This is a genomic window from Fibrella forsythiae, from assembly GCF_017353175.1.
GTDB classification, from domain to species: domain Bacteria; phylum Bacteroidota; class Bacteroidia; order Cytophagales; family Spirosomataceae; genus Fibrella; species Fibrella forsythiae.
The window spans coordinates 621,530-642,931 of record NZ_JAFMYW010000002.1; the positions used below are offsets into that span (position 1 = coordinate 621,530).

Sequence of the window (21,402 nt, forward strand, 5' to 3'; positions counted from 1 at the left end):
CGAGTTGTGTCTCGCAATGGAATAATCAGTCAGTTTCCGCCTGAAGGTTTCGAAAGATTTTATGGTCGGCATAAAATGTACCGCCCGGAATAACCGATGCAAGGAGAGCCAACAGCGTTTTGCCCAGCGGCCAGTTATATTCCGCTTTGGCCTGAACAACGGTGAGCACGTACATGACGAACAGTAGCCCATGGATAGGGCCAACTACCTGAACGGCTTCAGGATGGCCACCAATGCGTTTTAGCGGCACGGCGATAAAGACAAGAATCAGGAAAGAAAGTCCTTCGGCAAAGCCTATCAGGCGGAGCCGAATTTTTGGTGAGTTGAACAGGTTCATCAGTGTAATGGGTTAATAGTGCTACGATTTGCCGCCTTTAAAAAGGGCGGAACCAGGGGCGGTTGGCCAGGGGTGAGAATGGCCAGGGTACTGCCAGTAGAATGAGTAAGAGGCCAATGGTAAAATAGATAGCCGTAGTTTTAAGCTGTTGTTGAGCATCGGTTTGGCGCTTCGCTTTGCTCGAACCGATCGTTATGAGAATGACGGCCGTCAGCATCAGGCTAAGATGAATGAGCCCAAAAAACGAAAACTGAGGGGCTTTACTGAAACTTGGGCGATACTGCCAGTAGTAGCGGATAATGGGGCTGATGGTGTAGAGGTACGTGCCAACAAGCAGTTGCGTATGCGCAATAAACGTAGCTACCACGCGTAGTAGCTGATCGGTAGGGCGGTAGGGGCGTGGCCGCCACAAACCAGCATATGCGCTAGCCAGTACTGCTAATAGGCTGACCAACACCAACCATCGCAGATAGCTGTGAATCAGCAGGGTAATTGAGTAAACCATAGGCTATTATTCCTGAATTTCAGCAGCAAAGTTCAGGGCTTCATCTCTACGCTGGTTAGGCCATACCCGGCAAAGATTGGGCAGAATCAATCATTTTTCGGAATTGAGCCGGGCTTACGTCGGCATACTTACGGAATAATCTGCCGAAACTCGATTGATCGGTGAAGCCAAGTTCAGCGGCGATCTGCCCGATTGTCAGCGTTGACTGAAAAAGCAGGACTTTGGCTTCGAGTACACGACGCTCATCGATCCAGACAGATGGTGATTGCCCCGTTCTTAGTTTGATTACTTTGTTGAGATGGTTGGGGCTGACATGCAATAGATCGGCATAGTCGGTGACCTGGGCTTTTTGTCGAATATACTTCTCGAGCAAATGTATAAAACCCTGAACAAGTCGGTCGCCTGCATCTGTTTTAGCAGCTACCGTGCCGGCATAGGCCCGGTTAATTTCGCTCAATACTGCTAGCAGATAAGGCCGGATGATATCTGTCCGACTAGCTCCCGATTCGGAATAGTCAATTACCAGCCGACCCATCAGGCCGGTAAGAAAACCTGTTTGCTGAGCCGATAATTCAGTCAATGAACTGGTAGTCAATTTCAGGAAATTGTAACTTATATCCTGAATGGTGCTGATCAGCAAGTCATTGCTGAAAAAACACATGAATCCGGTGGTATCTTCCCGGATAGCAGTTATTGAAAAAATTTGCCCGGCCGGAATCACAGTTACCTGCTGGGCAGAAAGGGTATATGCCCGATGGCCAACGCTGAGTTCAACCTGCCCGCCTGTCAGTAGAAACAGCGCGTGATTGCCGGTCCGGCCCGGTGGAACGGGGAGCTTGATGACAGGCCGTGCAAATTCGAAAGGCGCAATAATAAACTGGTTGAAATCAGGCCTGAAGCGCTGTTCCCATGCTTCGTCTTTTATCAGAAACCGTTCCCGAGCCATGCCGGGGCTGATGGAAGGGAAACTATCATCATTGTTCATAACGTAGGGGGAAACAAATTTTGGATTTATGATATCGGATTTGGGATTTGTTGCTTACGCCGGAGTTTGCGCTGGCATAAGCAATAAATCCCAAATCCGATATCATAAATTCAAAATCCTCTTACTCATTCCAGGCGTTTTGCCCATTTAACGGCATACAGGCAATAAAGGGGCCAGGCACCGGGTCGTAGGCCAACACCTCCTTGCCGATCTTCTCGCTGGTATAATAGCCCAGCAGCGTCAGGCTTTTCAGGCGGCGGTAGAAAGCGGGTGGGCCAGCGGGTTTTAACGTGATGCCCCACAATGAAGGTGGAAACGGAGCTGCCTCTTTATCCAGCGTTAGTAAGAAGGCCTCGCGCTGGGCGGGCGTACAATCGACAAACGATTGGCCATTCGCTGACTTACAACGGTCTTCCAGTGTGTCCAGACCAGCAAGAAAGTCTTTCTGATCGGCTTCGCTCAGTAATTCCTTCAGCATCTTGTCAACAAACTGCGGAACGCCCAGCTCTTTAGCGCCGGGCGTAGTGGTTTTGGGCAGAATGGTTTCGGTGATCTCGGCAATGGTGTTCGCCTGATTGTTGGTCAGAAAAATCGGTTTCCAATCGAGGTGCGCTTCCTTGGCGCAGGCTATGAACGTTTCGGTCAGCGCTGCTGCGGATACGGTATAGCCCATAAACAGGGCTGAGGTTTTGAGGGCGTTGCGGCGGTTCATAGCGCTGTCTTGTTCTGAGGTTTGGTGGCAAAATCAACCGCGCGGGCTGTCAGCGCCATGTAGGTGATCGACGGGTTCACGCAGGATGAGGAGGTCATGCACGCTCCGTCGGTTACGAATACGTTAGGTACGCTGTGAATCTGGTTATTCCCATTAAGTACCGACGTTTTAGGGTCGCGACCCATCCGTGCGGTACCCATTTCATGCACCCCCACGCCAATACCGCCCGAATAATCGAAGGTGGTGATGTTTTTCATGCCGGCCACCTCAAGCATCTCGGCGGCATCGGCCATAATCTGCTTCCGCATGCTTAATTCATTTTGTTTGAACTCGGCATCGAACACCAGAATTGGCAGGCCCCACTGATCTTTCCTGTCGGGGTGGAGTGTCACTTTGTTATCGTGGTAGGGCAGCACTTCGCCGAATCCCATCAGGCCCATGCCCCAGCCGCCCGGTTTAAACAGCGACTCTTTAAAGGCGGCCCCAACGCCTTGTTCATTTACCCCTGCGCTCCAGTTGCTACGCCCCGCACCGGCACCCTGGTAGTCGTAGCCGCGCAGGAAGTTCGGGTTCTTCGATTTCTCGTCGAGGTTAACGTACCTGGGAATAAACAACCCTGCCGGTTTGCGGCCCTTGTAATACTGATCCTCGAAACCATCATATGAGCCCATAGCACCCACATGGTAGTGGTGATCCATGATGTTATGGCCCAATTCTCCGCTATCGTTACCCAGTCCGTTGGGGAATCGGGTCGACGTTGAGTTGAGCAGGATCTGGGTGGTGGCCATGCTCGACGCGCAGCAGAAGATCAGACTGGCGTAGAACTCCGTCATCGCCTTCGTTTCCGAATCAACGACACGTACCCCGGTGGCGCGGCCTGTCTTTTCATCGTAAATCAGCGAATGTGCCACCGAATTAGGCCGAACAGCCAGGTTGTTTGTCCGATTGGCGGCGGGTAGGGTAGCGGCGTTGCTACTGAAATAAGCACCGTACGGGCACCCGCGTGAGCAACGGTTCCGGTTCTGACATTGGCCCCGGCCCAGTTCAAGGTGCCAGGGCTGTGGCTCTGTCAGGTGAGCAACACGGCCGCAGGTAACGGGGCGGTTGCCGTATTTTTTCATCACTTCCTGCTTGAAGTGTTTCTCCAGGCAGTTGAGGTCCATTGGTGGCAGAAACTCGCCGTCGGGCAGGTGATCGAGCCCCAGTTTTTCGCCGCTGATGCCTACGAATTTTTCGACGTATGCATACCAGGGTGAAATGTCTTTATAGCGGATTGGCCAGTCGATGGCAATGCCTTCGCGGGCATTGGCCGTAAAATCAAGGTCGCTCCAGCGGTAGCAATGTTTGCCCCAGGTGATTGATCGCCCGCCCACGTGGTTGCCCCGAATCCAGTCGAACCGTTTGGTTTCTTCATACGGGTCGTTGAGGTCATTGGTGAAAAAGTGTTTGGTGCTTTCACCAACGAAACCACTACGGGTCTGAATGTGGTACTTCTGCTGGTCTTCGTAATTCAGGCCGCCGCGATGGTCCATATCCCAGTGATCCTGCATCATGGTCGGGTAGTCTTCTACATGGTTGACCATCCGGCCTTTTTCCAGTACAAGCGTTTTCAGGCCTTTTTCGCACAGTTCTTTTGCTGCCCAGCCGCCACTCATGCCCGAGCCAATGACAATGGCATCGTAGCGGTGTGATTTATTTACAGTGGTATTTAGGTTTGCCATCAGGTTAAGTCGAGATTTAGGTAAATGTAGAGCCAATTAGGGAATCTACTCAGCATATTCCCATTCGCCCCAAAGTCGTGCAGTTTGTCCCATCAGCTTGCAGGTATCGCAGCCCTGGAAATACCTTTGGCTCAATCGAAATCAAACGCACATAACCACGATGAAAACGCTCGTACTCACCCTCTCTCTAGCTGCTCTGCTTGGGTCAAATGTTGCCGCTCAGGCCCAGGCCAAAACCTATACACTGACTATCAATGTCGGTAACCTCCTGGAGCGGAAGGGCACCATTCGGGTCGGCCTGATGACCAAAGCCGAAAATTTTATGGGCAAAGCCGACATAGACACAGCTATGACGGTACCTACTGAGGGGCCCATAGTGATTACGTTTACTAATTTGCCCGCAGGTACGTATGCCGCCCGCCTCTACCAGGATCTGAACAATAATAAGCAGATGGACATGCTAGGGGGAAGGCCCGAAGAACCATTTGGTTTCTCGAAGATCACGATGCTGATGGGGCCACCAACGTTTGAGGACGCCTCGTTCAACCTGGAGAAAGACACGGAGATGAAAATAGGGCTGATCAGCCTGTAGACGCTGAACCTCGATCTGTCGCTCGCCGTTCTGTAGGCATGGAAACGGACGTTATTGTAAACCGTGTGGCCAACAGCGGCCTGGTCACGCTTGATCTGGAAGACTATTATCATCCCGGCGAACGGGTTGTTTATGATCTTAAAGATAACCTGTTTATGGGCATGATCCTGAAAGAGAAAGACTTTCGGGCGTTCCTGAAAGAGCATGACTGGAGCCAGTATACCGGCCGGAATGTAGCCATCACCTGTACCGAAGACGCTATTATTCCCACCTGGGCTTACATGCTGCTAACGTTGCAGTTGCAGCCCTACGCCAACGCAATCGTGTTCGGTACGATACAGGATCTGAGCGAGAAGCTGTATTTCGATGCAATCAGAAATATAGACCCGGAAGCGTATCGAGGGGCAAAAGTTGTGGTAAAAGGGTGTAGCAAGGTGCCAGTGCCTACTGCAGCATACGTTGAATTAACCCGCGTATTGGCTCCTGTTGTGCAAAGCTTGCTCTATGGCGAACCGTGCAGCACGGTACCGCTCTACAAGAGGAAAAATTAAGGGTTGATAAATCAGTCGGAGGCCTGGCTTTGCCGATATACCAGTTGGTGTATCGGCAAAGCCAGGCCTCCGACTGATTTATCAACCCTTAACTGCTTATAGATCCCAAAAAGTTGGGTTTGCGTTGCGGCGAATGTGTGTGCGCATTTCCAGCCAGAAGGCGGCAATCAGGTACAGGATAATCGGCGAGCCGAGCGTCAGGCAGGAGGTGTAAATAAAATACAACCGGATGCTGCTGGCCGAAATGTTCATTCGTTCGCCAAGCCGGGCGCATACGCCAAAAGCTTGTTGCTCAACGAAATATTTCATTCTGTTTAAGCTCTGGTCCATGTGTCTGTTGTCCTGAAGAAGAGTAAACATAACGCTAATAAGTGAGCTTTGTTCGCCTTTTACGAACCATTTACATAAAAATTATCGTCAATGGAGACTTTTGCTGACAATACCTGTCATTCTTCTGAAACTTATTGACTTACTTTGCGCTTCATGCATGTGAGGAGCCCGCACTGGGTTAGTCACATATTCAATTTATACCAAATTTATGCAAACAGGTGTGGTTAAGTTCTTCAACGAGAGCAAAGGCTTCGGCTTTATCGTTGATGACGCCAATGGTCGTGAAATTTTCGTTCATATTACCGGCTTGAACGGTGTGACGATTCGTGAGAATGACCGGGTTCAATTTGAAGTAGTTGATGGCAAAAAAGGCCTCAACGCCGTTAAGGTCAGCAAGATCTAATTCGTCAGACCGTTGGTCAGATAGAAAAAATAAAATGCCCCGGCTGAAAAGTCGGGGCATTTTATTTTTAAAGTTTACTGTTTTCAGTTTACTGTCTTCTGTTGTACTGCTTAGGTACGTCACGTAGCATCAGTAAACAGTCTTAGTGTCCTGTCCAGCTGTGTACGTCAGCGATGGATGGCATAGGTACGTCGTTCATCTTTAGTTTCTTACGAACGCCGCCCAGATCGTTGAACAATTTGTTGGGGCTGGCAGCATGCAGTTGGGCAATGGTCAGGTAACCCAGTTTCTGCAACGCCGGAATCCAGGCTTCGGGAACGCCCGCCGCTGCAAAGTCCGCTTCGGTCGATAAATCTTCTTTCTTTTCAGGGCGCATCTGCGGGAAGAACAGCACTTCCTGAATACTGGGTTGGTTTGTCATGATCATCGCCAGCCGATCGATGCCCAGACCAACGCCGGCGGTTGGTGGCATACCGTATTCCAGGGCGCGCAGGAAATCTTCGTCCATAGCCATGGCTTCGTCGTCACCCCGTTTGGCTAGTTCGAGCTGCTCTTCAAACCGGGCACGCTGATCAATCGGGTCGTTTAGCTCCGAGTAGGCATTGGCAATCTCTTTGCCGTTACAGATTGCCTCGAAACGCTCTACCAAACCGGCTTTGCTCCGATGCTTCTTCGTCAGCGGTGACATTTCCACGGGGTAATCTGTAATGAACGTAGGCTGGATCAGGTTTGGCTCGCAGGCCTCGCCAAACAGTTCATCGATCAGTTTCGATTTACCCATCGACTGATCGGTTTTGATGCCCCGGCTTTCGGCGGTTTGCCGTAGCTCATCTTCGCCCATTGCCGATACATCAACGCCAGTGTATACCTGAATGGCCTCAAACATGGTCAGGCGCTTCCAGGGACGTTTGAAATCGATAATGTTCTCACCCACCGTCACCTTGGTTGTGCCAGCCACATCGATGGCAACTTTTTCCACCATTTCTTCAATAGTGTCCATCATCCAGTTGTAGTCTTTATAGGCTACGTAGAATTCCACCTGCGTGAACTCGGGGTTATGGGTCCGGTCCATGCCTTCATTGCGGAAGTCCTTGGCAAACTCGAACACCCCGTCATAGCCGCCTACGATCAGCCGCTTCAGGTACAGCTCGTTGGCGATACGCAGATACAGCGTCATATCGAGCGTGTTGTGGTGCGTCTGGAAAGGGCGTGCCGTTGCGCCACCATGAATGGGTTGCAGAATAGGCGTTTCAACCTCCAGGTAGCCTTTTCCGCTCAAATACTGCCGGATGGAGTTAACCAGCTTACTGCGTTTGATGAACACCTCACGTACCTGCGGATTCACGATCAGATCAACGTACCGCTGACGGTAGCGTAGTTCAGGATCAGTGAAGGCGTCGTAGGTTTCCTTTTCGCCCGTTTGCTCATTCACTACTTCTTTCACGACGGGCAATGGCCGCAGCGATTTAGTTAGCAGTTTAAACGAACGCACATAGAGCGACAGCTCACCGGTTTGTGTGGTGAACATATTTCCTTCCACGCCCACAATGTCGCCAATGTCAAGTAACTTCTTGAACACCGTATTATACATCGTTTTGTCATCGCCGGGGCAAATATCGTCGCGGCGGAAATAGAGCTGTATCCGCCCGGTGCTATCCTGCATCTCGGCAAATGAGGCACTGCCGCTGATACGAAAAACCATCAGCCGACCAGCCAGACGTACCTGTCCGTAGGTGTCATCGCCCGCAAAATCAAGGTGTGATTCGTACCCCCCCTGTGTATCCTGGCCTGCTTTGTTGGCAAAGGCGTCGCGGAGGGTAGTGATGGTGTGGGTAACGTCGAATAACTCGGCTGGGTAGGGGTCAATACCCATCCGCATCAATTCTTCGCGTTTCTGGCGTCTATTTACTTCTTGTTCACTTAGCATCTGAACGGGGATTCGCTGGATTTAACCGATTCGCAGGCCGTGATTGCCTGTATCAATCGAGCCGCAAAAGTACGGCAGAATCCCGGATGTGCCACGCTCTTAGACTACCTCATAACGTTTCCCCGGCAACGAACGAACGTACCCACGGAATTCGAGGCTGAGCAGGAGCGAGGCCAGCGCGCCCATGCTGATTTGTGATTGCCAGCTTACCTCGTCGATGTGCATACCCGGGTGCTGCCGCAACAAGGCTACCACCTGACTTTCCTGCGCGGTGAAATCGAGCGGTAACGGAATAGAAGCGGAGGATTTACCTGGAGTCATGGCAGCGGGGTCCTGATCCCAGTTCATGGCTTCGATCAGGTCAGTGGGGCTGGTGTAAATTTGTGCTTTGTTCTCGCGAATGAGCTTATTGCAGCCTGCCGAGAACTGCTGCGAAAGCTGGCCCGGCACCGCAAACACATCGCGGTTGTAATTATTGGCGTATTCGGCAGAAATTAACGCACCACCTTTGGCAGCGGCTTCAACAATAATAACGGCATCGCTCAGACCCGCGATGATGCGATTCCGGGCCGGGAAAAAACGCGGGTCGGGCTTAATGCCAGGTACGTGTTCAGTCAGTAAACCGCCTGCTGCCTGCATCTCCTGGGCCGTACGGCTGTGTACAGATGGGTAAATCACGTCGAGGCCGCTGGCCATAACACCCACGGTTGGTAAACCCGCCTGAAGGCTGGCGCGATGGGCCGCGATATCGATGCCATAGGCCAATCCACTAATGATCGAAACACCATAAGGCTGCATGGCCTGCACAATCTCTTCGGTAGTTCGCCGCCCATACTCGGTGGCCTGACGGGTACCAACCAGCGCAAGTGTACGCGGTGCATTCAGATTAGCGTTTCCTAGCTGGTATAGCAGTGCAGGAGCATCGTACAGCGTTCTGAGGCGGGTTGGGTAATCGGCATCGGTATAGAATAGGGCCCTGGCTCCCAACTTATCTAACCGACGGATCACCGCCTCGGCAGCGGTGACAACACCTGGTTGCTTGATGGCACGGGCCGTCACCTCGCCCACGCCGGGAATTTTTAACAACCGGGCGATAGGCGAGGCCAACACCGCTTCGGCTGATCCGCCGTAACTGATAAGCTGACGAATTAATATGCCACCAACGCCCGGTACGAGCGAAAGGGCAATTTGTGAAAGTTGCTGCGAGGTCGTGGTGGTGAACACGGATAATCAGAAAAGGCCTGGCGCAATCATATGGATTTCTGCCCAGAATTACTAAACAACCTGCGGTTAGATGACGCCAGACCTGTTTTAGGTCAAAAAGGCTGATTATCAGTTAGTAATAATTGTCTGATTTGTGTGATGGGTAACTAACAATCGGGCTGTATGCAGAGTTGTAATCTATAATATCAATAGGTTTTAAATACCTTTCGTATGAAAACGCAACTAAACCAAACGCTGCTGGTAGCTTTACTGGCAGTAGGAAGCACGGCCTACGCACAAGTAGACACATCTGCCCGGCCCGCCTCGGCAGGCACCACGCCCACCGTTATGGGTTCTTCATCTGTGACCCGCCCAACTGGCGGTGGCGAGTCGAAAGCGACTGACAAGAATTTAGCGGATAACCTGGCGGGAGCCAGCGATTTTTCTACGCTTCAAACGGCGCTCGTAGCCTCAGGTCTGGCCGATCAGGCGAAAGGACCCGGACCGTACACGGTTTTTGCGCCATCAAACGCGGCTTTCAGCAAACTACCGGCAGGGGCGTTGCAGAGCCTGACTCAGGCGGCCAACAAGAATAAATTGGCGGGTATTTTGGCCTATCACGTGGTTTCGGGCAACGTAATGGCTTCAGATCTGAAAGACGGCCAAAAGCTGAAAACCGTAGGCGGCGGTACGCTGACAGTACGCAAGGAAGGCAAAGCTGTTATGCTGACCGATGCCAAAGGCGGTTCGGCCATGGTAACAACTGCCGACATTCAGGCCACCAACGGTACCGTGCACGCTATTGATAGCGTATTGATGCCGAATTGAAATAAATAGAAGTCGATAGTGGCGCTGTTCATTTGCCCGGGCCACTATCGACTGCTACTGCCTGACCATCGTAACCGAGTATGTGGTCTTGATTTTGTTACTACTCAGGTCTTCATCACTCTGAAACTGAATCGTCAGCAATTGGCTGGTGCCCGATTTCGTGACGGGTATTGAACTCGCCTTGTTCTTACTGTAGAGTGTAGCCTGCGTATCGGTTTCGCTGAAGGTTGATCCTTCACTGAACAGGTAGTTCAGAATGATCTGCGAGTCGGCTGCATAGCTACAAGAAGCGGTACTACCTGCATTGGTTGAGTAAACGCCCGCGCTGGTAAACGATACCGTGATGTCGGTCAGGCAGGTTTCGCCTTTCCCTTTCAGGTGAGCAACATAATCGGTGATGGGTGTGGCGTTGGTGTATTGAACCCAGCCCGGAGTGAAGGTAACGGCGGTTATCTTCCAGTTGCCAACCAGGGAGAGAGACGGCGTTACTACGGCAGGATCAACCGTTTTTTTGCACCCAACCAGCAACGTAATCAGGAGTGTTACCCATAGAAGCGGGAGCCGTTGTTTCGTGTACATAAACTAGTTTATATATAGAATTGCTTACTGATCTGGTCGAAGAAAATACGAATCTTATATAGAAAGAATCATATTATAATGACTGTTTTATCAAAAACGGTCACCCGATTTGCGCGGCCATTCGCTCAATATTTTGAGCCGTTAGTTATACCTTGGGCGTTATTACTTAAATGTTTTCTCCCTTTTCACTTAACTAACTATTGTCATGGGATTCCTGTATTCAATTATTATCGGCGGCGTTGCTGGCTATTTGGCCAGCCGTTTCATGGGTAGCCACAACAGTGCATTAATCAATATCATTCTTGGTATTGTTGGTGGCTTAGTTGGTGGTTTTATTGCTCGGCGACTTGGCAACGACCCCGACAATGACGGCCTGGTCATGAATCTGCTCATTGCTTTTGGTGGCGCCGTTGTGCTGATATTCTTGGGGCGGTTATTCTAACAAACCGTTCTGCCACAAAAGCGCCCAACCATGTTTCATGGTTGGGCGCTTTTGTGAATAATACAGTACGCCTCTTACCGGCAATACGGCGAAACCAATCAACAACAATCGTTTACGTTCTTTTGGTGCTAATTGCCTTGCCCGGTAACTAACGGGCATCATCACGACCTGCGCCATTTCCTCTGGCCAGTTGCTAGTCCAATAGCGGTAGCATGGCCGCGTTGGCGAAGTTTTAAAATAACTACACCATGCCAGGGTCATGAAGACGTTGGAGAGCGCAAGCAGAAGAACGCAATAAAGAGCTTTCGCTTGTTAGTTGAGTGTAGCCCTATCGGGCTGATTCGTTGGTATTGGAATACGTAGTTCGCTGGTGAACCTAAATTGTTGCCAGCTAAGCGTTAGCTGGCCGCCCAGCAAGGTTGTTAATCGATGACTTATCCAAAGACCCAGTCCATGCCCTTCCTTCAGCGGGTCGGCCTGGAAATAGGGGGCTGTTAATTCGATGGTCGGGCCGTTCTCGCGAGATGTTTTATTCTGAATCCGGATAACAGCTGCCGAAGGCTGCGTGCCGTCGACGAGCACTGCCACAGTACTGCCGGCAACGGCGTATTTTATGGCGTTTTCGAGCAGGTTCAACAGAATGTGATCCAGCTTGACGGCATCCGTAAGGACAAGCAGACCGGGGCCTGTTTGTGTACTGATCTCCGTTGCTACCTCGTAATCAGCGGCAATGGTGGCCAACTGACGGGCGCAAGTGGCCAGATGCTCATCGAGTTGTGTTTCGGTGAACTGAATGATGGGGGGAGACTCGTCAGGGCGGCTAAGTGTCAGAAACTCGTCGATCAGCCTGGCCAGTCGACGAACCTCATCCAGTTGACCATCCAGAAAAGGGTACATATCAGCCGCTACCCGGCCACTGTTGAGCGTAACTTCCAGCCCGGTTTTCATGATTGCCAGCGGGGTGCGTAGTTCATGGGCTGCTGCTCCGAAGAAGTGTCGCTGGGTATCGATCGTGTATCGTATCCGATCCAGCATCCGATTCAGCGCAACCGTCAGTTCGTAGAGCTCGTCCTGGCTTTGCGGCAGTAAAAGCGGATCAATCCGGGTAGCTTTCCCGATCTGGGCGGCTTGCCCAACCAGGTTTTTGATGGGCCGTAACAGCCACCCGGCCGCCCCATAACCGGCTCCTAACGCCAGCACCAGGCTCACCAGCCAGCCAAGGCCAAACACCCACCTGAGCTGTTTGATATCGCGTTGCAGGCTGCTGTCGGGCACGGCCAGGGTCAGCGATACGTGGCTGTCGGAAAATTGATCAGCCGACGACTCCACGGTAACCATCCGGTAGCTGTCGGCCATGGCTGGGTACGTTCCGGGCCGTTGGGAACGGCGGCGGTTAACAGGAGGCGATCCGTCGGGGTTGGGGAAGTCGGGGCTTCGGAACAACTCGCGGGCGGGGCCGTAGTTGGTCGTTGTTACACGCATCTGCTCGCGAAGACCGGGCAGGGGCAGCATAACAGGATCGGTGTTCACCATCGATAAAAGCCAGTTGGCGCGGGTTCTGGTGGCCCGATCAAACGCCGTTTGCAGGCTACGTTCGGCGCGGCTCAGCATCAGACTACCGGCCACGGCGCTCACGATGGCGAAAACAGCCGCTACTGCCAGCACAATTCGGCTCCGTAGACTCATACTGTTCGGAGGCGATAGCCCTGACCAATCAAGGTTTCGATCAGGTCGGGATGGCTCGCTGGCGCAGCAGCGTCTAACTTGCGGCGAAGCTGGTACATGTGTACGTCGATCACGTTGCTGCCCCGGTCATAATCAACCGCCCAGACTTTCTCGGCAATTTCGGTGCGGGTTACTACGCGACCCGCCTGCCGCATCAGGAGTTCGAGCAAGGCAAATTCACGGTTGGTGAGGTCTAGTTTTGTATCGTTACGCAACACTTCGCGGCTGGTCAGTCGCATCTCCAGATCGGCCGCCCTGAGTATTACAGCATCGCCGGTAGTGGTTTTTCGCTGCCATACCCTGACGCGGGCCAGCAACTCGTCGAAATCGAATGGTTTGCGCAGGTAATCGACTGCCCCCAGGTCCAGACCCTGCACAACCGTGGGCGAATCACCCAGTGCCGATACAATGACCACAGGTACGTTCAACCCAAACGCCCGCATGTTCTTAAGCACGTCGAAACCCGTTTGGCCCGGCAGCATCAGGTCGAGCAAGACCAGGTCGTAGAGTCCCCCTGCCAGTTGGTCGAGCCCTTCCGAGCCCGAATAGGCCAGATCAGCCACATGACCTACCTGTTCCAGCCCCTGCCGAATAAACCGGGCCAGTTTGCGCTCATCTTCAATAATCAGGATCTTCATACAACGAGAATAAAGTCCCTCCCCGATTTCCGGGGAGGGACTTTACTTTACCGGACAAGATACTGCTGGCCGTTGATTGTCAATACGGAAGCGCGCAGGATGTTCACTTTCTGGAGCTGAACCTGCCCGTCACGCATCGGGGTAGCGTATCCCTGAACCGTAATGTCTGTGCCTTTTTTGGCGAGGTTAGTCAGCTGGTAGGCAATGTGTGGTGGGACTCTGATAATCGTGTTGTCGTTGATTTCCAGGCCATTCACGCGGCCCTTACGATCCAGTTTATAATCGGTGATCTTACCGGTGGTGGTGGTCAGTACGGGGGTTGGGGGCGTGTTGGCGGGTACAGCGGGCGGTGCATCGAACACGGTGGTTTTACCGGCGGTCAGACTGGTCATGTGGAATCGTGTTTCACCGTCCGGGGTCGTATCCGCGAAGCCCGTTACACTAACGCTGCTCCCGGCTTTCACGGCTTTCTGTACCTGTTGGCCCAGATGGGCGGGAAACTGCACGCTCATGGCTGGCGCTGCATTACCCGACAGCGTGAAACCGTTCAGGATGTAATCATCGTTGCCGGTCAGTTCGCCAACCGTACCGGTTACCGTTGTCAGCGAGGTTAGTCCGTGGCTGCGTCCCTCCGGTCCACCTTTGCGGCCCATTTTGCCAGGCCGCCCCGCCTGACCCAGTCCGCCCTGCGGTCCAAATCCGTCGCGTAGGCGATCTCCTTTGTGTTTGCTCATCCCTTTCCGGTTGCCTTTGGCAAAGCCGGGGCCGTCTGGGCCAGCACCGTCGGGTGTAGGTACGTAGGTTGGCGGTGCAGGAGCCTGACTGGCTGATTCGGTGCTGTTTTGGGCGTGGGCGGTGGCTAGTGCAGCCAGTACGAGTGATAAGGTGATGATACTTGATTTCATTGGTAGCGTTTGTTTTACTGGTTGATTGTGAAACAAAGCTATCCGAGCCAGTTAAAGCTGGTCTGAAGCCGAAATTAATTTTTCTTCATCCGGGGGGGGGCGCGTTCGTTTCTCGAATGTACCTCGCTGGCCATATGCGTATAACTGACACTTGCCTCACGGCTGAGCCTGTTGAATGGGCCAGCCGTAAGGCAAGTGTCAGCACGTGGTTAACTCCAGTTATGCCAGTTCGATGAACAGGTCCTTCCGGGGGCGCCGAACTTTAACGGCTTTCGATAAAAAGTCTTTTTCGGCGTCGCGGTAGCCAAGTGCCAGCAGTGATACACTGTGCAAGCCTTTGGCGGGCAGGTTCAGGATCTCGTCGAGGGCAGCGGCGTTGAATCCTTCCATTGGCGTGGCATCAACTTGCTCGGTAGCGGCAGCAATCAGGCCTGAACCCAGGGCAATGTATGCCTGGCGGGCGGCCCAGATAGCGCGTTCGTCGGGCGATTTGGTCAGTAAACCACCTTTGATCGCCCCAGCGAAGGGGGCCAGCGAATCGGCCGGTACGCCACGGGTGTTGGCAATCAACTGAATGTAGGCCTCTATCTGAGCCTCGTCTACGTTTGTCCAGGATGCGAAAACCAGCAAATGAGAGCTTTCAACAACCTGAGGCTGCGGACAGGCCAGTTCATGAATTTTACCTTTCAATTCGGCATTGTCGATCACCAGAATGTTGTAGGGCTGAATGCCCATCGACGAGGCCGAGAGGCGAATGGCTTCCAGGATGGTCTCCAGTTTTTCGGCTGGTACAGTCTGACCATTCATTTTTTTGGCGGCATACCGCCAGTTCATTGCTTCTAATAAGTCCATGATTGTAGTCTGAAAATGTGATTAGTTGGCGTCAATACCTGCATTTAGCAGGCTTCACCAGGCGTGCAGGCAGGGCCGTCTGTTGGCAATTCCGCTACAACAGGGTTTGCCTTTTCCCAGTCTGACCAGGCCGTGTTGAGCGCTCCCAGGAATGTTTCGGGTTGTTGAGCGCCCGAAACGGCATACCGCCTATCCAGCACAAAAAAGGGAACACCGCGCACACCCACTTGCTGGGCTTCATATAGGTCGCGGCTTACCGACTCGGCAAACTGATCACTAGCCAGCATTTGCTGAACGGCTTCGGCATCGAGGCCAATCTCTGTGCCCAATTCCAGTAGCGTGGCGTGATCGGACGTATCGCGGCCCTGGGTGAAATAGGCCATGAATAGCCGTTCTTCGGCGGCGTCGCCCAGGCCGTGTTGCTTCGCCAGCTGAATGAGCCGGTGCGCATCCCACGAATTGGCCACAACGGCTTTGTCGAAGTCGTACGATAAGCCAACTTCAGCAGCCATTGCCGTTACGCGGTCGTTCATGCGTTTGGCTTCGTCGAGGCTCCAGCCTTTTATATCAGCCAGATATTGATTGATATTTTTACCCGGCTCCGTCTTCATATCCGGGTTCAGCTGAAAGCTTTTCCAGACAACGTTTACCTGTTCTTTGTGAGGGAACTCACTCAGGGCATGCTCAAATTTCCGCTTGCCGATGTAGCAGAAAGGGCACATGACATCGCTCCAGATTTCAACGTTCATTGTCATATCAGATTAAGCAGCCTGAGCCAGCTGAATGTTGGCAATCAGCCTGATATCTTCGCCAAGCGCCAGGCCACCGGTTTCGGTGAGGGCGCTGTAGGTCAAGCCAAATTCTTTGCGATTGATCTTCCCGGTCACTTCGAACCCAAGTTTCTGATTTCCGTAGGCATCTTTGGCGGTTCCGCCATATTCGGCCTTCAGCGTCACTGGTTTGGTAATGCCTTTCATGGTCAGATCACCAGTCAGTGCATATTCATCCTCGTTTAGTTTGTTGAACGACGTTGATTTAAACGCAATGGTAGGGTAGGTGTCGGCCTCGAAAAATTCAGCTGATTTCAGGTGCGTGTCCCGCATTTCCTGATTGGTATCAACGCTGTTGACATCCAGCGAAAAATGAATTTCGGCGCCGTCGAAATCGTCGTGTTCTGTGGTTGCGCCACCTTGAAAGCTCCGGAACGTACCTGTTACCGTTGAAATGACCAGGTGTTTAATCTTGAACTGTACTTCTGAGTGCATGGGGTCTACGACCCATTTTGTAGTTGACATATTGACTTGAATTAATCGAATTCCTGTAAAATGAACTGCTCCTGAAAATGGAGTGGCTTACTGATTATACACTGATATAAATACTAACACCGTTAGGGTAAAGGCAAAAAAAATCAGCCGTTCAACGCCTTTATAAATCCAGCAATGGCATCTTTCAAGACTAGTTGGCTCCAGGGGCTCGTTTTTCGGTCGATCATCTGAATCGATACCAGCCCATGGAGAATAGACCAGTAGGTATGAAACTTCAAAAAGGCATCGACTTTCGGCGTGTTGCTGGCATTGATTGCCTGCTGAATAACGGCAATCAGGGTATCTGAAAACTCTTTCATTTCGGCCACCTGATTCACCGTTTCGCAGGCCGGAATACCCAGCCCGAACATCAGCTGATAATACTCTTTATGATTGAAAGCAAAATTCCAGTAAGCCTGAGCTATGGCTTCCAACTGAAGTCCCGCTTCCTGCTGGCTATCGCGCCCGCTGGTAATGGCATCGTTCAGTAATCGGAAACCATCCTTCGTGAATTCCAGCAGAATGGCATCTTTATTCTCGAAATGGCTGTAGATCACCGGCACGCTGTATTCGATGGCATCGGCAATCTTACGGATAGAGAGCGCCTGCCAGCCTTCATCCAGAACCAGTTGCCAGGCTGCCTGTAAGATGCTGGTTTTTACCTCTTCTTTTTGCCGTAACCGACGCTCAACGATTCCCATTATGGGGTGTGTTAGTTTCTATAACAGTGTTAACTATTCTACCCTTACTAAAGTTCCTGGCTCTTGTATGCTTGCCGTCACCATTCCAGACTACCGGCTAGGGCATGGAATGCGCCTTGAAAAACGCCCAGATCAGGTCGTTGTTGGCGAATGCGTCTGATGGCAAATCGCCCAGCCGCCGAACGGCCTTAACCCCACCCGGCCAGGAATGCCCCCCGTCGTTTGTCAGGTAGTACTGAATCGACGTTCTGCTGTCGCAGTTCGGCCATTGGTAAACGGAGTAGGTGACTGTTGTACGAACGAGCTGTTTTTCGGTTTGGCAGTTCGCCAGTTTCGCAAAAACAGACAGGGTAGAATCTGCTGATGGATTCCACTGGCGGTTAATGCTTCGCGAACCAATACCCCCATCATGAGGCACGTTGCGGTCTAGTCTTGAATGAACATGCAGTATGGGCATTACCCGGTTTGGCTGGCAGGCAGTTGTCAACTGCATGGTACCCGAATTGGCGGCAATAGCGGCTAGTTTATCGGGGAGTTCGCAGGCCAGTCGGTAACAGAGCATTGCTCCGTTCGAATGGCCGGTAGCGTACACGCGCTTGGGGTCGATTCGGTACGAAGCGCTCAGCTTATCGATTAGCTTACTGATGAAACCCACATCGTCGGTTTGATTTCCTGAGGCGATTTGCCCGCAACAGGCTCCGGCGTTCCAGGTACGTAGCCCCAGTATGCCAGGGTTTTGCCGCCCGTCGGGATACACAACAATAAAGCCCTCCTGATCGGCCTTGTTGCTTAACCCCGACTGTTTTTCAAACTGCTGCCCACTACCACCACCGCCGTGTAAAGCAATGATCAGCGCCAGTTGACTGGTGGTTTTTGAATAGGCCGGCGGCAGATGTACCGAATAGAGCCGTGTCTGTCCAGCATGCCGGAGTGTGTCTGCCAAGGTCGTCTGTGCTTCTCGACGGGTGAACGGATCAGGTACCGGATAAGGGGGGAGGAGCGTATTGGCCAGTAGAACGAGGGTGAGTAGCTTGGTCATAAAAAACGGTAGGATGTCGGAGGGGCTGAAGAAAACGGCCCACTTCCGAAATGTAACGGAATGAATGCCTTGTTCAATAGTCGTTTACCTGACTGGCGCTTACTCATTACTAGCTGTGGGCTTCAATTGTACAGTATGGTTTATCCAATCACGCAGGCAGGGTCGAAGGTTCTTGTTCCGCCGTATGCTGGATGAGAGCAAACTCCATTGCAATGGGTAGCAATTACGCCTACCTTAGCCTCCCAACAGCAATGGAGCGGAGTTCGTAAACGGATTCGCGCCTGAAACGTCAGGCCGTAAAAAAACCTTGGCGGTGTGACTTTTATAGCCGGTGATGAGTCTGTCAGAAAGAAACGCCAGTCATAAAGGAGGGGGAGATGAGCGTTTGCGCAGGAAGTCAGGGTACTATCGGGTGAGTTATAGATGCAGGATAAACAAGGACGTATCTCGTCTGACTAATTTTTTATCATAGGTTATTTCGGTTCAAGGTCCCTGGCATTGCCGGGGACTTTACTTTTGCCACTACGTTTCTGACCGCCTGGCCATTCATGGGTGAGATGATCGCCCAGAGATAAGTTACCCGAAAAAGCACCTTTTTCGAAAGTCGATTTGTCAGTTCGCCGAATGAAGTGAAAGGTAGGAACACCGATCAGCTCCTGTAGAATTTCCTAATCGAGTCGAGCTTTGCGGCTGACCAGATTCGATGGACGCTTTCCTTCTTTGACCGATACATGACGGGCGGCGTAATGCCGACAGCGGGCGCTGGTCAGCTCGATGCCCCCGAAAACTTGAAAGCAACCTATTTACTGGAGCGTCGAGAACGGGGCAGGTCATTGCCGGTGGCGAAACGCTTAATTTCGATCATAAAGAGGCGCTGCGTATAGGGCAACTTACTAAGGAAGTCACTTTCCCCGCCTCAGGAAACCTGTCATATCCGGATGCAGAATGAGCAGGCTTTTGTCTCGCCCAACTGGTCGATCCATGCCGGGGCAGGTACGTCGAATTATACCTTCATTTGGGGGATGGCCAGCGAAAACCTGAGCTACAGCGGCATGGATTTCTGCCCCGTCTCTGACCTGCGATAATGCCTGTATACCTACCATACTGAGCGCACGTGCGTGAAAGGTTGGTAATGGCGTGAGTCTGGCGTAGGCGTAGTCAAATTAGTACGATTCAGTTTGGTAGGTGCGGTGTGCTTGTATAGGGGCTGGGTATTGGCTATTGGGTTGTATCTGGTTTTTGGCTTTTTTTATAATAAAGCTTTAAAAAAGACCAAAATCAGTCAACGGTTGGTGACATAATCCGACAGACAGTTCCTATTTTTGATGTCACTAATTATAGTCCCATACTAGCGGGAGCTTCTCTTACAGAGAAGTTTAGTCCACACCCATACAGAAAAATGAAACCAATTTCCGTCACTGCGTATAGAAATCAATATACACCCAGGCAACTAAGCCCTGTTTCGCCTGTCGTTCTTTTCCTGATCGTATTTTCTGTAACAGTTGGCTTTGCCCTGTACACCAATCATGCCTGGGAAGACTGGTATATTACCTTCCGCGCCAGCAAGAATCTGGCGATGGGCAACGGGCTGGTGTTTACGCCCGGTGAGCGCCTGCATACCTTCACGTCTCCAATCGGCACACTTATTCCGGCCTTATTGAGCTATTTGGTTGGAAGTAACAACGACGATCTGGTGCTCTGGTTGTTCCGGGCTATCGGGGCCTGCTTGTTGGGGGCTTCGGGGCTGCTGGTTCTCCGAAGTGCCCGGCAGGTAATGCGTAATTCGCTGGCTATGCTACTGGCAGTGGCTGCGCTGGCGTTCGATGCAAAAACCGTAGATTATTCCATCAACGGTATGGAAACGGCATTCATGATTTTCTTTCTGTCGTTGCTGGTGTATGTGCTCACCGTTCCGGTCAAATACCCGGTATTTGGGCTGGCGCTGGTAGTGGCGGGTTTGATGTGGAGCCGACCCGACAGCTTTATCTATATCGGCGCAGTCATGGCGGGGTTCGTTGCCTTTAATCCGCAGAGTCGTATGGCTAGATCGCGGGTTGAGTGGCTGTCTGTTTTTGTGCGAGCGGGTTTGCTTGGGCTGGCGTTGTATCTGCCCTGGGTCATCTGGGCTTGGTGGTACTACGGCACACCCATTCCGAACACGATCACGGCAAAGGGACTGGGGGCGCCCGATGCGCTTACACTGGCTAAGGAATTCATATTGTTCCCGTTCACCACGCTGTTTTCCATTGACAACAGCGTACACAAAACGTTTTCTCCGGCCTATATGGCTCTTGGGGGATGGGTGTCGGCTATCCCTCTGATTAGCAAGCTGTTCACGTTTGTCAGTATACTCTATTGGGTACTTCCGTTCGCCAGCCGATCGGTCAGGGCGTGGTCACTGGCGGCCTATCTGGGGCATTTTTACCTTAGCCATGTGATGCCTATCTGTTTCCCCTGGTACGTACCCAGCGTTGGGTTTCTGTCTATCTGGGCGCTGTCACTGGCGTTCAACGGGCTGCTGAGCTGGGTATCGATCAGGCGTCCCAGGTTTGTGCCGTTATTGAAAGCATTTGCCGGATCTGTTGTTGCGTTTCAGTTGGTCGTGCTCCTGTGCGTAGCCTATCAAATGCGCATTCAACAACAAACCATTGAAGTAGCCAACCGCAAGGCGATCGGAACCTGGCTGCGAAGTAATGCTCGGCCAGGCAGCACCGTATTTCTGGAATGTCTGGGATACATCGGTTTTTACTCCGAACTGAAAATGTACGACTATCCCGGGCTCTCGTCGAAAGAGATGGTTGCCGCCCGTAAGGTGTTGGGCAGCAACGATTACAACAAACTGATAACCTACCTAAAGCCAGACTTCCTGGTAGTAAGGCCAACGGACGGTATAAATGCCGCCGTGCTGAATCAGTACCGGGAGATGAAGCGGTTCGACAGATCCGACGAGGTACGTTCCTATGCTTTTCTTCCCGGCCGTGGCTATCTTCAGTATGACCAGGTGTTTACCATCTATGGCCGGAAAGAGGCGTCGGCGCTGGTGTCAGACTAGTAAAGTGCTGTGTTACTGTGCGCTCACGAATGGAACGTCTTCCTGACAGGCGCTGCGTCTTAACCAACGCA

The 21,402-nt window shown here is 52.1% G+C and carries 24 protein-coding genes; 7 read left to right on the forward strand and 17 right to left on the reverse strand.

The genetic code is table 11. The features are described 5' to 3' along the window. Nucleotides 1–25: 25 nt before the first annotated feature. From J2I46_RS08580 to J2I46_RS08600, 5 genes are all read right to left on the reverse strand, one after another. Nucleotides 26–337 (reverse strand): DUF3817 domain-containing protein, encoded by a 312-nt coding sequence (locus tag J2I46_RS08580; RefSeq protein ID WP_207328590.1) that lies wholly within the window; start codon nt 335–337, stop codon nt 26–28. A gap of 37 nt (nt 338–374) precedes the next feature. Further along, nucleotides 375–842 carry a hypothetical protein gene (locus J2I46_RS08585; RefSeq protein ID WP_207328591.1) on the reverse strand — a complete coding sequence of 156 codons (468 nt, stop codon included), beginning with the start codon at nt 840–842 and terminating at the stop codon, nt 375–377. Nucleotides 843–897: 55 nt separating this feature from the next. Next, nucleotides 898–1,827 (reverse strand): helix-turn-helix domain-containing protein, encoded by a 930-nt coding sequence (locus J2I46_RS08590; protein ID WP_207328592.1) that lies wholly within the window; start codon nt 1,825–1,827, stop codon nt 898–900. 121 nt (nt 1,828–1,948) lie between these two features. Beyond that, the gene (locus J2I46_RS08595) at nt 1,949–2,539 is read right to left on the reverse strand and encodes a gluconate 2-dehydrogenase subunit 3 family protein (protein WP_207328593.1); all 591 of its coding nucleotides are present in this window, start codon (nt 2,537–2,539) and stop codon (nt 1,949–1,951) included. Then, the gene (locus tag J2I46_RS08600) at nt 2,536–4,260 is read right to left on the reverse strand and encodes a GMC oxidoreductase (RefSeq protein WP_207328594.1); all 1,725 of its coding nucleotides are present in this window, start codon (nt 4,258–4,260) and stop codon (nt 2,536–2,538) included. The genes J2I46_RS08595 and J2I46_RS08600 overlap by 4 nt, the downstream gene beginning before the upstream one ends. Nucleotides 4,261–4,420: 160 nt before the next feature. Here J2I46_RS08600 and J2I46_RS08605 point away from each other — a divergent pair, with 160 nt between their 5' ends. Both J2I46_RS08605 and J2I46_RS08610 read left to right on the forward strand, forming a co-directional pair. After that, nucleotides 4,421–4,852 carry a DUF2141 domain-containing protein gene (locus J2I46_RS08605; protein WP_207328595.1) on the forward strand — a complete coding sequence of 144 codons (432 nt, stop codon included), beginning with the start codon at nt 4,421–4,423 and terminating at the stop codon, nt 4,850–4,852. A 38-nt stretch (nt 4,853–4,890) separates the two neighbouring features. Further along, nucleotides 4,891–5,403, forward strand: coding sequence for a DUF2480 family protein (locus J2I46_RS08610; RefSeq protein WP_207328596.1), 513 nt, complete (start codon nt 4,891–4,893; stop codon nt 5,401–5,403). A gap of 96 nt (nt 5,404–5,499) precedes the next feature. Here the strand turns inward: J2I46_RS08610 and J2I46_RS08615 are convergent, their stop codons facing one another. Next, nucleotides 5,500–5,712, reverse strand: a complete 213-nt coding sequence (locus J2I46_RS08615; protein WP_229379659.1) for a PspC domain-containing protein — start codon at nt 5,710–5,712, stop codon at nt 5,500–5,502. 229 nt (nt 5,713–5,941) lie between these two features. Here J2I46_RS08615 and J2I46_RS08620 point away from each other — a divergent pair, with 229 nt between their 5' ends. Next, nucleotides 5,942–6,136, forward strand: coding sequence for a cold-shock protein (locus tag J2I46_RS08620; protein WP_085410498.1), 195 nt, complete (start codon nt 5,942–5,944; stop codon nt 6,134–6,136). A 142-nt stretch (nt 6,137–6,278) separates the two neighbouring features. Here the strand turns inward: J2I46_RS08620 and lysS are convergent, their stop codons facing one another. Then, nucleotides 6,279–8,063 (reverse strand): lysine--tRNA ligase, encoded by a 1,785-nt coding sequence (gene lysS / locus J2I46_RS08625; RefSeq protein WP_207328597.1) that lies wholly within the window; start codon nt 8,061–8,063, stop codon nt 6,279–6,281. Nucleotides 8,064–8,162: 99 nt separating this feature from the next. After that, the gene (gene dprA / locus J2I46_RS08630) at nt 8,163–9,287 is read right to left on the reverse strand and encodes a DNA-processing protein DprA (protein WP_207328598.1); all 1,125 of its coding nucleotides are present in this window, start codon (nt 9,285–9,287) and stop codon (nt 8,163–8,165) included. A 210-nt stretch (nt 9,288–9,497) separates the two neighbouring features. On the opposite strand from dprA, the gene J2I46_RS08635 reads away from it, so the two are divergent. After that, a complete protein-coding gene (locus J2I46_RS08635) occupies nt 9,498–10,094 on the forward strand; it encodes a fasciclin domain-containing protein (RefSeq protein ID WP_207328599.1) in 597 nt (198 codons plus the stop codon). A 54-nt stretch (nt 10,095–10,148) separates the two neighbouring features. Here the strand turns inward: J2I46_RS08635 and J2I46_RS08640 are convergent, their stop codons facing one another. Then, complete coding sequence (locus J2I46_RS08640) at nt 10,149–10,673, reverse strand: hypothetical protein (RefSeq protein WP_207328600.1); 525 nt, start codon at nt 10,671–10,673, stop codon at nt 10,149–10,151. A 205-nt stretch (nt 10,674–10,878) separates the two neighbouring features. Between J2I46_RS08640 and J2I46_RS08645 the strand changes: the two genes are divergently transcribed. Then, entirely contained in the window at nt 10,879–11,115 is a 237-nt protein-coding gene (locus J2I46_RS08645; protein ID WP_207328601.1) for a GlsB/YeaQ/YmgE family stress response membrane protein, read from the forward strand. 312 nt (nt 11,116–11,427) lie between these two features. On the opposite strand, the gene J2I46_RS08650 is transcribed toward J2I46_RS08645, so the two are convergent. The 8 genes from J2I46_RS08650 to J2I46_RS08685 form a co-directional block, all read right to left on the reverse strand. Then, a complete protein-coding gene (locus J2I46_RS08650; protein ID WP_207328602.1) occupies nt 11,428–12,801 on the reverse strand; it encodes a sensor histidine kinase in 1,374 nt (457 codons plus the stop codon). Next, complete coding sequence (locus J2I46_RS08655) at nt 12,798–13,478, reverse strand: response regulator transcription factor (RefSeq protein WP_207328603.1); 681 nt, start codon at nt 13,476–13,478, stop codon at nt 12,798–12,800. Before J2I46_RS08655 ends, J2I46_RS08650 begins: the two co-directional genes overlap by 4 nt. Before the next feature lie 47 nt (nt 13,479–13,525). Beyond that, complete coding sequence (locus J2I46_RS08660) at nt 13,526–14,383, reverse strand: hypothetical protein (protein ID WP_207328604.1); 858 nt, start codon at nt 14,381–14,383, stop codon at nt 13,526–13,528. A 219-nt stretch (nt 14,384–14,602) separates the two neighbouring features. Further along, a complete protein-coding gene (locus J2I46_RS08665; RefSeq protein ID WP_207328605.1) occupies nt 14,603–15,235 on the reverse strand; it encodes an NAD(P)H-dependent oxidoreductase in 633 nt (210 codons plus the stop codon). A gap of 44 nt (nt 15,236–15,279) precedes the next feature. After that, nucleotides 15,280–15,984, reverse strand: coding sequence for a DsbA family oxidoreductase (locus J2I46_RS08670; protein WP_207328606.1), 705 nt, complete (start codon nt 15,982–15,984; stop codon nt 15,280–15,282). Between the two features lie 12 nt (nt 15,985–15,996). Then, entirely contained in the window at nt 15,997–16,530 is a 534-nt protein-coding gene (locus J2I46_RS08675; RefSeq protein WP_207328607.1) for a YceI family protein, read from the reverse strand. Between the two features lie 113 nt (nt 16,531–16,643). Beyond that, the gene (locus J2I46_RS08680) at nt 16,644–17,240 is read right to left on the reverse strand and encodes a TetR/AcrR family transcriptional regulator (protein WP_207328608.1); all 597 of its coding nucleotides are present in this window, start codon (nt 17,238–17,240) and stop codon (nt 16,644–16,646) included. A gap of 97 nt (nt 17,241–17,337) precedes the next feature. Beyond that, nucleotides 17,338–18,279: an extracellular catalytic domain type 1 short-chain-length polyhydroxyalkanoate depolymerase gene (locus J2I46_RS08685; RefSeq protein WP_207328609.1), complete on the reverse strand. Its 942-nt coding sequence runs from the start codon at nt 18,277–18,279 to the stop codon at nt 17,338–17,340. 938 nt (nt 18,280–19,217) lie between these two features. Between J2I46_RS08685 and J2I46_RS32825 the strand changes: the two genes are divergently transcribed. Then, the gene (locus J2I46_RS32825) at nt 19,218–19,364 is read left to right on the forward strand and encodes a hypothetical protein (protein WP_229379660.1); all 147 of its coding nucleotides are present in this window, start codon (nt 19,218–19,220) and stop codon (nt 19,362–19,364) included. Nucleotides 19,365–19,678: 314 nt separating this feature from the next. Continuing rightward, entirely contained in the window at nt 19,679–21,331 is a 1,653-nt protein-coding gene (locus tag J2I46_RS08695; RefSeq protein WP_207328610.1) for a DUF8728 domain-containing protein, read from the forward strand. Nucleotides 21,332–21,402: the final 71 nt, after the last annotated feature.

Excerpts from the sequence above, each read along its gene's own strand:
- J2I46_RS08580 (WP_207328590.1), bottom strand. The coding sequence starts at position 337 with ATGAACCTGTTCAACTCACCAAAAATTCGGCTCCGCCTGATAGGCTTT.
- J2I46_RS08620 (WP_085410498.1), top strand. The coding sequence starts at position 5,942 with ATGCAAACAGGTGTGGTTAAGTTCTTCAACGAGAGCAAAGGCTTCGGC.
- J2I46_RS08655 (WP_207328603.1), bottom strand. The coding sequence starts at position 13,478 with ATGAAGATCCTGATTATTGAAGATGAGCGCAAACTGGCCCGGTTTATT.
- J2I46_RS08610 (WP_207328596.1), top strand. The coding sequence starts at position 4,891 with ATGGAAACGGACGTTATTGTAAACCGTGTGGCCAACAGCGGCCTGGTC.
- J2I46_RS08695 (WP_207328610.1), top strand. The coding sequence starts at position 19,679 with ATGAAACCAATTTCCGTCACTGCGTATAGAAATCAATATACACCCAGG.
- J2I46_RS08635 (WP_207328599.1), top strand. The coding sequence starts at position 9,498 with ATGAAAACGCAACTAAACCAAACGCTGCTGGTAGCTTTACTGGCAGTA.
- J2I46_RS32825 (WP_229379660.1), top strand. The coding sequence starts at position 19,218 with ATGCAGAATGAGCAGGCTTTTGTCTCGCCCAACTGGTCGATCCATGCC.
- lysS (WP_207328597.1), bottom strand. The coding sequence starts at position 8,063 with ATGCTAAGTGAACAAGAAGTAAATAGACGCCAGAAACGCGAAGAATTG.
- J2I46_RS08590 (WP_207328592.1), bottom strand. The coding sequence starts at position 1,827 with ATGAACAATGATGATAGTTTCCCTTCCATCAGCCCCGGCATGGCTCGG.
- J2I46_RS08660 (WP_207328604.1), bottom strand. The coding sequence starts at position 14,383 with ATGAAATCAAGTATCATCACCTTATCACTCGTACTGGCTGCACTAGCC.
- J2I46_RS08670 (WP_207328606.1), bottom strand. The coding sequence starts at position 15,984 with ATGAACGTTGAAATCTGGAGCGATGTCATGTGCCCTTTCTGCTACATC.
- J2I46_RS08665 (WP_207328605.1), bottom strand. The coding sequence starts at position 15,235 with ATGGACTTATTAGAAGCAATGAACTGGCGGTATGCCGCCAAAAAAATG.
- J2I46_RS08615 (WP_229379659.1), bottom strand. The coding sequence starts at position 5,712 with ATGAAATATTTCGTTGAGCAACAAGCTTTTGGCGTATGCGCCCGGCTT.
- J2I46_RS08600 (WP_207328594.1), bottom strand. The coding sequence starts at position 4,260 with ATGGCAAACCTAAATACCACTGTAAATAAATCACACCGCTACGATGCC.
- J2I46_RS08585 (WP_207328591.1), bottom strand. The coding sequence starts at position 842 with ATGGTTTACTCAATTACCCTGCTGATTCACAGCTATCTGCGATGGTTG.
- J2I46_RS08645 (WP_207328601.1), top strand. The coding sequence starts at position 10,879 with ATGGGATTCCTGTATTCAATTATTATCGGCGGCGTTGCTGGCTATTTG.
- J2I46_RS08595 (WP_207328593.1), bottom strand. The coding sequence starts at position 2,539 with ATGAACCGCCGCAACGCCCTCAAAACCTCAGCCCTGTTTATGGGCTAT.
- J2I46_RS08685 (WP_207328609.1), bottom strand. The coding sequence starts at position 18,279 with ATGACCAAGCTACTCACCCTCGTTCTACTGGCCAATACGCTCCTCCCC.
- J2I46_RS08680 (WP_207328608.1), bottom strand. The coding sequence starts at position 17,240 with ATGGGAATCGTTGAGCGTCGGTTACGGCAAAAAGAAGAGGTAAAAACC.
- J2I46_RS08640 (WP_207328600.1), bottom strand. The coding sequence starts at position 10,673 with ATGTACACGAAACAACGGCTCCCGCTTCTATGGGTAACACTCCTGATT.
- J2I46_RS08650 (WP_207328602.1), bottom strand. The coding sequence starts at position 12,801 with ATGAGTCTACGGAGCCGAATTGTGCTGGCAGTAGCGGCTGTTTTCGCC.
- J2I46_RS08675 (WP_207328607.1), bottom strand. The coding sequence starts at position 16,530 with ATGTCAACTACAAAATGGGTCGTAGACCCCATGCACTCAGAAGTACAG.
- J2I46_RS08605 (WP_207328595.1), top strand. The coding sequence starts at position 4,421 with ATGAAAACGCTCGTACTCACCCTCTCTCTAGCTGCTCTGCTTGGGTCA.